This is a genomic window from Novosphingobium sp. (assembly GCF_032093395.1).
Taxonomy (GTDB): Bacteria; Pseudomonadota; Alphaproteobacteria; order Sphingomonadales; family Sphingomonadaceae; genus Novosphingobium.
Window position 1 is genome coordinate 17729 of sequence record NZ_DAMDBA010000020.1, and the last position, 10846, is coordinate 28574.

Here is a 10846-nt window from a genome sequence, read left to right on the forward strand (position 1 = left end):
CATGACGAACAAGGTCCGCTATCAACTGTTTCTGCCCGTCTCGCTAAGTGCCCGTCTGCTCGAGGAAGCAAATCGGCCGGGCGTCACCAAGTCTGATATCCTGGTCCAGGCCCTGACGGTCTGGCTTGACCGGCGCGGCAGGAAAGAACTCGATGATCGATTCGGGCGCCGTCTCGACCGGATAGCCGAACTTCTCGATCGCCTCTTGCGCGACAGCCACATTGAACTCGAAACGTTGGCGCTTTTCATCCGCTATGAACTGGCGATCAATCCGCCGCTTGCAGAAAACGACGCTGCAGGCCGCGCCGCGGGTTCGCTGCGCTTCGAGGCGTTCCTGTCCCAAGTTGCGCGGCAGGTGGGGCAGGGCAAGCGCACGCTCGATCAGGAGGGCGGGCGATGACCGGCGACGAAGCCGCCGCGCGCCGCCGCGCCATGCTGCGGACCGCCATGGGCCCGGCGATCGAGACGGCACTTGGCGATCCACGCGTCATCGAGATCATGGTCAATCCCGACGGTGCGCTGCGGGTCGATGTTCTCGGCGAGGGCAGGGTGGATACCGACGTACGCCTCGCGCCCGATCAGGTTGAGCGCATCATCCGTCTTGTCGCCAGCCACGCCCGCGCTGAAGTCCACGCAGACAGTCCGATCGTCTCCGCCGAGCTGCCTCCGCACGGCGAGTGCGCCGGGGAGCGTTTCGAAGGCGTGCTGCCGCCGGTTTCGCTGGCGCCTTGCTTTTCGATCCGCAAACCGGCCGCGCGCATCCATACGCTCGCAGACTATGTGGCGGACGGCATCATGACGCCGGAGGTGGCCGAGATCCTTCGCACGGCGGTGCTGGATCGCCGGAACATACTGGTCGTCGGTGGCACCAGCTCCGGAAAGACCACGCTCGCCAACGCGCTGCTTGCCGAGATGGCCGTGCTCGACGAGCGGGTGATGCTGATCGAGGAAACGCGCGAACTCCAGTGCCCGGCGCCCGATACGGTCGCTCTGCGCACGCGCCAGGGCGTCGCGACGATCGCTGACCTGGTTCGCTCGACCCTGCGCCTGCGCCCTGACCGCATCATCGTCGGCGAAGTCCGCGGGCCCGAAGCCCTCGACATGCTCAAGGCCTGGAACACAGGACATCCGGGCGGCATCGCGACGATCCATGCCAACGGCGCGTCTGCGGCGCTGCACCGGCTTGAAGGTCTCGTGCAGGAGGCGGTGGTCACGGTGCCGCGATACCTCATTGCCGAGGCTGTCGATCTCATCGTTATGATCTCTGGGCGCGGCCTTGCTCGCCGGATTTCCGCCATCGCCACTCTCGAGGGCTTCGACCGGACAAGCGGCGACTACCACCTGCACGAGCTGTGCTTCCCGGCCACCGGCTTCCCTTCCAGCAGCAAAGGAAAATGAACCCATGAAGACATCACGACTTCGCCGCTTCGGTCTGCGCCTCGAACCACACACAGCACTCCTTGGGGCAAGCGCGATCGCGGTATCGCTCACGGTCCCGGTGCAAACCTGGGCTGCCGGCTCCGGCATGCCTTGGGAGGAGCCGCTCGAGCAGGTTCTGGAATCCGTGCAGGGTCCCGTCGCCAAGATCGTCGCGGTCATCATCATCATCGCCACGGGTTTGACACTGGCGTTCGGTGAGACCTCGGGAGGCTTCCGCCGATTGATCCAGATCGTCTTTGGTCTTTCAATCGCCTTTGCCGCCTCGAGCTTCTTCCTCTCGTTCTTCAGCTTCGGCGGGGGAGCGCTGATCGCATGAGCGGGGCCGGCCAGCACATCGAAGGCTTCGAGGTCCCGATCCATGTGAGCCTCGGCGCGCCGATCCTTCTGGGCGGTGCTCCGCGCGGGATCGCCATCGTCAATGGTACGCTCGCCATGGCTGTCGGGCTCGGGCTCCAGCAATGGCTGGCCGGCCTCTTCATCTGGGCGGCGGGACATAGCCTCGCTGTCCTCGCGGCCCGGCGCGATCCCGATTTCGCGCCTGTCCTGCTCCGCCACTTGCGCCAGAAAGGATATCTCGCGTGCTGAACCTCTCCGAATATCGCAGCAAGGCCGGACGCCTTGCCGACCATCTGCCGTGGGCGGCGCTGGTTGCACCCGGGGTGGTGCTCAACAAGGACGGCAGCTTCCTGCGGGTGCTCGCCTTTCGCGGCCCGGATATGGAATCGGCGACCGAAGCCGAACTCGCCTCCATCGCGGCGCGCGCCAACAATGTCCTCCGCCGGTTCGGCTCGGGATGGGCGCTGTTCTTTGAGGCCGAGCGCCGCGAAGCGGCCGTCTATCCCGACGATTCCTTTCCTGACGCGGCAAGTTGGCTGATCGACCGCGAACGCCGTGCCGCCTTCCTTTCCGAGGGCAAGCATTACGAGAGCGCCTATTTTCTGACCCTGACCTGGTTGCCGCCGGCCGACAGCGAGGATGCCGCAGGGCGCCGGCTTGTCGAGCGCGCGGACGATGAAAAGGGCCGCGATTGGCGCGCTTCGCTCGCAGGCTTCATTGCCGAGACCGACCGCGCGCTCGATCTCTTCGACGGCTTCATGCCCGAGATCCGTGCACTCGATAGCGCGGAGCTGTTGACCTACCTGCACTCGACGATCTCGGATCGCCGGCATGCGGTGCGCGTGCCTGCAACCCCGATGTATCTCGACGGGCTCCTCGTCGACACTCCGCTGGTGGGCGGGCTCGAGCCGATACTGGGTGATCGGCACATCTGCACGATCTCGGTGCTCGGATTTCCGAACGTCAGCCGGCCGGGCCTTCTGGATGCGCTCAACCACCAGGACTTCGCCTATCGCTGGGTCACTCGGTTTATTGCGCTCGACAAGTCGGAAGCCACAAAGGTCCTGACCAGCCTGCGTCGGCAATGGTTCAACAAGCGCAAGTCGCTGACCGCCATGCTGCGCGAGGTGATGTACAACACGCCGACGCAGCTTCTCGACAGCGACGCTGAAAACAAAGTCGCCGATGCCGATCTCGCGCTCCAAGCACTCGGAGGCGATCATGTCGCCTTCGGCTACCTGACGACGACGATCACGGTCAGCGATATCGACCGCAGCGCCGTCGAAGCCAAGATGCGGCAGGTCGAGCGGGTGCTGGGTGGTCTCGGCTTCACCACCATCCGCGAACGGGTCAACGCGGTTGAAGCCTGGCTGTCCTCGCTTCCGGGGCACGTCTACGCCAATGTTCGCCAGCCGCTGTTGCATACCTTGAACCTTGCCCACCAGATGCCGCTTTCGGCGGTCTGGGCGGGGCCTGCGGGCAACGATCATCTGAATGGCTCTGCGTTGCTTCACGCCAAGACCTCGGGATCGACGCCGTTCCGCCTTTCGAACCACGTCGGCGATGTCGGGCACATGTTCGTCGCTGGGCCGACCGGCGCGGGCAAGTCGGTATTGCTGGCGCTGATGATCCTGCAGTTCCGCCGGTATCCCGGCGCGCAGGTCTATGTGTTCGATAAGGGCCTGTCCGCGCGTGCGGCGGTACTGGCTTGCGGCGGCGCGCATCATGCACTTGGGCTTGGCAGTGAAGCAGGCGCGGTGGCCTTCCAGCCTTTGCGCGAGATCGATGACCCGGCGCAGCGGGCTTGGGCAGCCGACTGGATCGGTGCGATCCTGATGCAGGAGAATGTGGTCGTCACCCCGGAGGTGAAGGACCAGGTCTGGCTGGCGCTGGGAAGCCTGGCGAGTGCACCACCGGCGGAACGCACGATCACCGGGCTGACGCTGCTGCTGCAATCGAAGGCCCTACGCACGGCGCTAGGTCCGTACACGATCGACGGGCCCTATGGTGGTCTGCTCGATGCCTCGGAAAGCTCGCTCCATCTTGCGGACCTACAGTGCTTCGAGACCGAGGCTCTGATGGGGCATGCATCTGCCATCGGCCCCGTGCTGACGTACCTGTTCCACCGGCTCGAGGAGCGTTTCGACGGTCGGCCGACTATGCTGGTGCTCGACGAAGCCTGGATATTTCTCGACCATCCGCTCTTTGCGGCCCGCATCCGCGAGTGGCTCAAGGTCCTGCGCAAGCGCAATGTTTCGGTGCTGTTTGCCACGCAGAGCCTGGCCGACATCGCCGGCTCGCCTGTCGCGCCGGCGCTCATCGAAAGCTGCCCGCAGCGCATCCTCCTGCCCAATGACCGTGCGGTCGAGCCACAGAGCCGGGAGATCTACGAGCGCTTCGGCCTCAGCGAACGACAGATTGAGCTGATCGCCCGTTCGACGCCGAAGCGGCACTACTACCTGCAATCGGCCCGGGGGAACCGGCTGTTCGAACTGGGGCTGGGCGATGTGGCGCTGGCGCTGTGCGGCAGTTCCGATCCGACGACGCAGGCCCGGATCGATGCGGTGCTTGCCGAACATGGCCGCGACGAATTCTTCGCCCTTTTCCTCGCGGGAACGCACGCTGCCTGGGCGGTCGATCTGATCAGTACCTACCCCGGGCCGCGCGCCGGGAGCCTGTGACACCAACCTGAAGGAGAGTGATGATGCAAGTCTCGTCTCGCAAATCCCCGGCCAAGTCGATCTGGAGGTCAAGCACCGGTGTTGCCGCAGTGGCACTCGTGGTTGCTGGAAGCCTCGTGGTCGGTGCGATGATTTCCAGTCCTTCCGCCCATGCACTGGTCGTCTACGACCCGACCAACCATGCACAGAATGTCCTGACGGCAGCCCGCGCGCTGCAGCAGGTCAACAATCAGATCCAGTCACTCCAGAATCAGGCCCAGAGCCTCGTCAACCAGGCGCGGAACCTCTCGAGCGTACGCTTTCCCGAGCTTCAGGCGCTCACCGATACCCTGCGCAAGATCGATGCGCTGATGGGGCAGGCGCAGGGTATCGAGTTCAAGGTGGCATCCGCGGACCAGCAGTTCGCGCAGCTCTATCCCGATGCCTATCGTCAATCGCTGAGGCTCGACGACAGGCTCGCCGCGTCACGCGCACGGATGGATGCGCAGGTCGCGGCCTACCGCAAGACCGTCACGCTCCAGGCGCAGATCGCCGAAAACGTTGCCGCCGATGCGGCGACGCTCAATTCGCTGGTCGAGCGCAGCCAGGGGGCGGAAGGCGCCTTGCAGGTCCAGCAGGCGGCCAACCAGTTGCTCGCCCTTACGGCCAAGCAGCAATTTCAGATCCAGCAGATGATGGCCGCGCAGTACCGCGCCGATGCGGTGCGCGAAAGCAACCGGGCACAGGAGGCAGCTGAGGCTCAGGCGGCGACGACGAAGTTCCTCGGGTCCGGCAGAGCCTACACCCCGAACTAGCGGCTTCGAGCCGGTCGGCTCGATCCAGCCAGCGGCGGCGGACCGCCTCTCCCGCCGCCGCGTCGCGGGGCGCGTGCCTATCGTCCTTCGGCCGCGCCCCGCGACACCCTCTTCATTGCGGCAGGAAGGCCAGCAAGCATGGGAAATCTCAACATCATCGACGCCTTTCTGGCGACGTTCATCCGCTACATAGACAGCGGGTTCGGGCTGCTCGGGGGCGATGTACGCTTCCTGACCGGCACGTTGATCGCGATTGACGTGACCCTGGCCGCGCTGTTCTGGACTTTGGCCGGAGAGGATAATGTTCTCGCCAGGTTCGTGCGCAAAGTCCTGTTCGTTGGCGCCTTTGCCTTCATTATCGGCAACTTCTCCGATCTTGCCGATATCCTCTTCCGCTCCTTTTCCCAGGCGGGATTGACGGCAGGCGGCGGCGCGCTTGGACAGGACGATCTCATGAAGCCCGGCAGGCTTGCCGGTATCGGCTTTTCGGCGTCCTGGCCGCTACTCCTGCAAGCTTCCAAGATGCTGGGCTTCACCAGCTTCTTCAACAATTTCCTGACAATCGCGATCCTGCTTCTCGCCTGGCTGATCGTGATCCTCGCCTTCTTCGTCCTCGCTGTGCAGATGTTTGTCTGCATCCTCGAGTTCAAGCTGGTCAGCCTCGCGGGCTTCATCCTGGTGCCTTTCGCGCTGTGGAACCGGACCAGTTTCCTGGCTGAGCGCGTACTCGGCCACGTCGTCGGTTCGGGCATCAAGGTCATGGTGCTGGCGGTGATCGTCGGCATCGGCTCCACGTTTTTCGACGATCTGACGCAGGCGCTGAAGGGGCAGGAGCCGGATATCGGCCAAGCCATGAGCCTCGTGCTCGCGAGCCTGTCGCTCCTCGGTCTCGGGATTTTCGCGCCTTCGGTGGCCAGCGGCCTCGCTTCCGGGGCGCCGCAGCTCGGCGCAGGCGCGGTGGCCGGTACCGCCATGGCGGCAGGCGGCACGGTGATGATGGTCGGCGGAGGCGCCGTTGCCGGTGCGCGGATGGCGGGCGCGGCACTCGGCGGCATTCGGGCCGGAACCTCGATGGGAGGAGCAGCTTCATCCGGCGTTTCCAGCGCCGCGACAAGTGCCGGCTCGCAGGGCGGACCTGGTCCGGGTCATGGGGGAACTTCGCCGGCCGGTTCCGCAGCGCCTCGTGCGAGTGCGCCCGGCCAGGCGGCGGCCTCCGCGTCCGCCTCCCACGCCGATATCGCCGGGTCAAATGCAGGGGACACGAACTCTCCGTCGCCGGCATCCGGCGGCGGAGAGACGGAGCCTGCGTGGGCGAAGTCGCTGCGCAGCGAAGAGAAGGCACGCCACCGCAGGCAGGTTGCCGTTCATGCGGTCCAGCAGGGTGATCGTGGCGGCGGGTCTACCACTCCCGACATCAGCGAAAGGAATGACTGACCATGCGCTTCAAACGTAGCGTCCAGCTCTATGGACGCACCCCCGAACCGGCGACCCCGTTTCAGCGTGCCGCGCAGCTCTGGGATGAGCGGATCGGCTCGGCCCGGATTCAGGCCCGAAACTGGCGAATTATGGCCTTTGGCTGTCTGGGGCTTTCCTGCAGCATGGCGGGCGGCCTCATCTGGCAGTCACTCCAGAGCCGAATGGTGCCCTATGTCGTTGCCGTTGACAGGCTTGGCGAACCTCGTGCGATCAGCGAGGCGGAGGCAGGGTACCAGCCCACCGATCCGCAGATTGCCTGGGCCTTGTCCAAGTTCATTGCTCATGTGCGGGGTATCTCGCTCGACCCGGTCGTTATGCGCGAGGGCTGGCTCGAAGCCTATGACTTCTCGACCCAGCAAGGCAGCCGCTTCCTGAGCGAATATGCGCGGGCATCGGGTGCGCTGACAGGTTTGGGTGAACGGAGTGTTTCGGTCCATGTGACCAGCGTCGTCCGGGCTTCCGGCGCCAGCTTCCAGGTCAAGTGGATCGAGAACGCGTTCGAGCGCGGTAGTGCGTCGGGGACCAGCCATTGGACGGCGATCCTGACCATCGTCCAGCAATCGCCCAGAGACAGTGAGACGCTGCGCAAGAATCCGCTCGGGATCTACGTTGATGCCATCGACTGGAGCCGTGAACTCGAGGTCCCTGTGCCAGCGGCAACTGCTTCGCCGCCGGCATCCAATCCGAGTGCCGGCTCTGACCGCGAAGAACCTGCGCTGGCCATGCCGGCAATTTCCAATCCCGATGAAGCCAAGGAGATTCTGCCATGAAGACTTCGCTGCTAGCTGCGGCGGCCTTTGCCGTGGGTGTCCATCCGGTGGATTTTCCGGCGAGCGCAAAAGTGCCCGTCAGTGCCGTGCGCCGCGGCAGCGCGGAACCTTCTCCAAATGCTTGGGTCAACGCCCGGCAGGTCTATCTCTGGTCGGATGGCACCGTGTATAATGCCTATACCCAGCCGGGCATGATCACCGATATCGCGTTGCAGGCGGGCGAGGGTCTTATCGCGGTCGCCGCCGGCGACACTGCGCGCTGGGCCATAGGCGATACCTCCAGTGGAATGGGGAATGACAAGCGCACGCATGTCCTTGTGAAGCCATTCAGCACTGGGCTTGCCACCAACCTGGTGATCACCACCGATCGACGTACGTATCATTTGTTCCTGACCAGCCAGGCGAACGCGGGAATGACGGCGCTTTCGTGGAATTACCCGCTCGATGAGCTGGTGGCGATCAAGGCGGCGCAGGCTGTGGCCGAAGCGGGGAAGCCGGTCGCAGCCGGGCTTGGCGTCGAACAGCTCTACTTCGGGTATGGGATCACTGGCGACGCGCCGACCTGGCGCCCGCTGCGCGCCTTCGATGACGGCAGGCAAACCTTCATCGAATTCCCGGCCTCGATCGGCGAGGATGAAGCGCCGCCACTGTTCCTGATCGGCGCGGACGGCGCGGCCGAACTGGTCAATTACCGCATGAAGGGCCGCTTTTATGTGGTCGATCGCATTTTTGTGGTCGCCGAGCTTCGGCTTGGGACCAAGAAACAGCAGGTCGTGCGGATCACTCGAGGCGGCGAGGGGAGGGCGCGGCGATGAGCGAGAAGGTATCGGCAGCACCAAATTCGGAAGGTCCCGGTTCTGCTGCCCCATTGTCCGAAAGCCGGGTGGAACGGGCTGAGAGGGAGGTTCTATCTCCAGAGAAGCTCGATCCCGAGACGCTCGCGATCCGGGCGAGGACGCCGAGGGTCACGCGGTTCAGGAAGGAAGTGATCATCGGGGGAAGCACCTTGGCGGCTCTCGCGCTGATCGGGCTCGCATGGATCGCGCTCCAACCCCGAGTGGCAGGCCGGATCATCGCCGGCAGCGCCATGTCGCAACCTGACCGGAAGCCTTCGGACGAAGCGCTGGCGGGGCTGCCCAAGAGCTATGGCGACGTCCCTAAACTCGGGCCGCCACTTCCCGGGGACCTGGGGCGGCCGATCCTGAAGGCACAGCAGCGTCAGTTGGCCGGCGATGGCATCGCACCTGTTGTCGCGTCGGGAGTCGTCGAGGCGCAGCAACAGCATGCCGCAGAACTCAAAGCAGCGATGCAATCTTCGCTACTGGTTCAAGGCGCACATCCCGCAGCCGGGGCGAACATGGCCACTGCCCCTTCGGTGGCGGCAGCCACTGTCGATGCCGGCCAAGCGGGGGCTGGCGAAACTTCCGAACCCGCGGCGGCAGATCGCAAGAGCCAGTTTGCCGACAAGCTGGATGATCGCGGCGATGTGAACCCGCATGGCCTGGCGACCCCTGTATCGCCCTACATGCTGATGGCGGGAAGCGTGATTGCAGCGAGCCTCGTCACGGGCGTGAATTCCGATGTGCCGGGCATGGTCGTTGCCCAAGTCACGCAGAGCGTCTTCGACAGCGCGACCGGCGAGATCATGCTCATCCCGCAGGGCGCTCGGCTCGTGGGCAAATACGACAGCGTCGTCGCCTATGGACAGAGCCGGGCGCTGGTCATCTGGCAACGGCTGGTGATGCCCGATGGGAAGTCGCTGCGGCTCGACAACATGCCCGCAACGGATCCGTCCGGCTATGCGGGGCTATCCGACAAGGTCAACTTCCATACGGGCCAACTGCTGAAAGGTGTTGCGATTGCCACGCTCCTGGGCGTGGGAACCGAGCTTTCCATTACCGGCGAGAGCGATCTGGTGCAGGCGATCCGGGAATCCGCGCAGACCAGCGTGTCACGCGCGGGTGATCAGATTACCCAGCGCAATCTCGACATTCAGCCGACCATCGACATCCGTCCGGGCGCTCCGGTGCGTCTCGTCGTCCGGCAGGATTTGGTCTTGGCACCATGGAAGGGGGAGGGGGCACAATGAGCATGATCAAGCTGGCGAAGCTGCCGGACAAGACGCCAGTGAAGCTGGCCATCATGGTAGCGCCCGATCTCCATCAAGCCTTGCAGGATTACGCAGCTGCCTATGCAGCTTCCTACGGGCCTGAGGTGCCCGTTACGGATCTGGTCCCGGCGATCCTGAGTGCCTTTTTGGAAGGGGATCGTGGGTTTCAGCAGCAAAAACGAAAGGGGAAGTGATTATGGATCGTGACTTTGACGCGCGCGCGCCTTCACCCGGTATGGCGCAGATCAGCGTTCGAATTCCAGATGCGGTCAGGCTGACAGGCCTCAGCCGCGCGAAAATTTATCAGCTAATTGCGCGTGGTGATCTGGAAATTGCCAAAGTCGGAAGGTCTACCGTCGTCATTGCCTCGAGCTTGCAGGAATTCATCGCTGCAAGACGGACACGCCGAATTCCTGAACCGTGATCTTGATCCGCCTGGGGATCGTCGGCGATCGTGGGGCGCTAGTTAATTGGACCGGTTGGCGCCGGGCATCGACATTAATTCGGACGATCGGGCAAGCCTCCTTGGTCGGACGATCCGGAAAGTCTCCTTACAGGAGACAAGTCACCCAAGCCGCGGTTCGTTCAGGTCTTGGTACGAATGCTTCGGGAGCAGGGTATCGAGTTTGATGCGCAAGTTCTGGGGTGTAGGACGAGACGAAATCACTGCCCATTTCTATGCCAGAATATCGATTCTAATTCGAGAACGGTGGGGGCGATCCAGAAACGAGGAACTTAAGGGTGACTGGCATTCAATTTGTGCCCGGCATCGCAGATTTAACCCGGTTCCTGCGCCAACGGCGGCAGAAGTAGGATCTGGTATCGCGTCATTGATTTCAAAAATTTAATATCTGTCAAGAGAATGCCATGAATTCACCAGCGTGAAGCTAATTTGAGGCAGGATCGTAATGCATGTGCATCGATAAGCTTGTGGACATCTCGTGGAAATGCGTAGGCGCTCTTGACGTCACCTGAGTAACCGATTGTTCTAACTTGATGGAAATCGCAACCTTAGATCCGCAAATCAAAAATCCTGAGCCGACGATTCTAGCGGTGAAGAGCTCTCGTACGCGCGATCTTCTGAGAGGTTTGTTGACTAAACACTCGGATGCAAACGTAAAAACTACCTTAGCGAACATGATGGAGAGCGTCTCGTTCGAAGATCTACGTACGGTCGATCAAGTTCTAAGAGTCCGTTTGAGAATGTTCATGGATGGACAATTCTGCGGAGCATGAGAC

13 protein-coding genes are annotated in these 10846 nt (G+C 63.2%); all 13 read left to right on the top strand.

The features are described from left to right. The first annotated feature begins 1 nt into the window (after window position 1). The 13 genes from RT424_RS09385 to RT424_RS09445 all read left to right on the top strand — a co-directional run bounded on the left by RT424_RS09385 (window position 2) and on the right by RT424_RS09445 (window position 10843). Window positions 2–400, top strand: coding sequence for a CopG family transcriptional regulator (locus RT424_RS09385; RefSeq protein ID WP_313436804.1), 399 nt, complete (start codon window positions 2–4; stop codon window positions 398–400). Beyond that, window positions 397–1398: a P-type conjugative transfer ATPase TrbB gene (trbB, locus tag RT424_RS09390; RefSeq protein ID WP_313436806.1), complete on the top strand. Its 1002-nt coding sequence runs from the start codon at window positions 397–399 to the stop codon at window positions 1396–1398. The genes RT424_RS09385 and trbB overlap by 4 nt, the downstream gene beginning before the upstream one ends. 4 nt (window positions 1399–1402) lie before the next feature. Then, window positions 1403–1756, top strand: a complete 354-nt coding sequence (locus RT424_RS09395; protein WP_313436808.1) for a TrbC/VirB2 family protein — start codon at window positions 1403–1405, stop codon at window positions 1754–1756. Beyond that, on the top strand, window positions 1753–2025 hold the full coding sequence (locus RT424_RS09400) for a VirB3 family type IV secretion system protein (protein ID WP_313436811.1): 273 nt from the start codon (window positions 1753–1755) through the stop codon (window positions 2023–2025). The genes RT424_RS09395 and RT424_RS09400 overlap by 4 nt, the downstream gene beginning before the upstream one ends. Continuing rightward, window positions 2019–4457: a conjugal transfer protein TrbE gene (gene trbE / locus RT424_RS09405; RefSeq protein WP_313436814.1), complete on the top strand. Its 2439-nt coding sequence runs from the start codon at window positions 2019–2021 to the stop codon at window positions 4455–4457. Before RT424_RS09400 ends, trbE begins: the two co-directional genes overlap by 7 nt. Window positions 4458–4480: 23 nt before the next feature. Next, a complete protein-coding gene (gene trbJ, locus RT424_RS09410; protein ID WP_313436817.1) occupies window positions 4481–5251 on the top strand; it encodes a P-type conjugative transfer protein TrbJ in 771 nt (256 codons plus the stop codon). Between the two features lie 138 nt (window positions 5252–5389). Continuing rightward, window positions 5390–6685, top strand: a complete 1296-nt coding sequence (gene trbL, locus RT424_RS09415) for a P-type conjugative transfer protein TrbL (RefSeq protein ID WP_313436820.1) — start codon at window positions 5390–5392, stop codon at window positions 6683–6685. A gap of 2 nt (window positions 6686–6687) precedes the next feature. Then, entirely contained in the window at window positions 6688–7497 is an 810-nt protein-coding gene (trbF, locus tag RT424_RS09420; RefSeq protein WP_313436823.1) for a conjugal transfer protein TrbF, read from the top strand. After that, window positions 7494–8312, top strand: coding sequence for a P-type conjugative transfer protein TrbG (gene trbG / locus RT424_RS09425; protein WP_313436826.1), 819 nt, complete (start codon window positions 7494–7496; stop codon window positions 8310–8312). The genes trbF and trbG overlap by 4 nt, the downstream gene beginning before the upstream one ends. After that, window positions 8309–9586 (top strand): TrbI/VirB10 family protein, encoded by a 1278-nt coding sequence (locus RT424_RS09430; RefSeq protein ID WP_313436829.1) that lies wholly within the window; start codon window positions 8309–8311, stop codon window positions 9584–9586. The genes trbG and RT424_RS09430 overlap by 4 nt, the downstream gene beginning before the upstream one ends. Then, window positions 9583–9801, top strand: coding sequence for a DUF2274 domain-containing protein (locus tag RT424_RS09435; protein WP_313436832.1), 219 nt, complete (start codon window positions 9583–9585; stop codon window positions 9799–9801). The genes RT424_RS09430 and RT424_RS09435 overlap by 4 nt, the downstream gene beginning before the upstream one ends. A gap of 2 nt (window positions 9802–9803) precedes the next feature. After that, window positions 9804–10031, top strand: a complete 228-nt coding sequence (locus tag RT424_RS09440; RefSeq protein ID WP_313436834.1) for a helix-turn-helix domain-containing protein — start codon at window positions 9804–9806, stop codon at window positions 10029–10031. 572 nt (window positions 10032–10603) lie between these two features. Further along, complete coding sequence (locus RT424_RS09445; RefSeq protein ID WP_313436837.1) at window positions 10604–10843, top strand: hypothetical protein; 240 nt, start codon at window positions 10604–10606, stop codon at window positions 10841–10843. Window positions 10844–10846 lie beyond the last annotated feature (3 nt).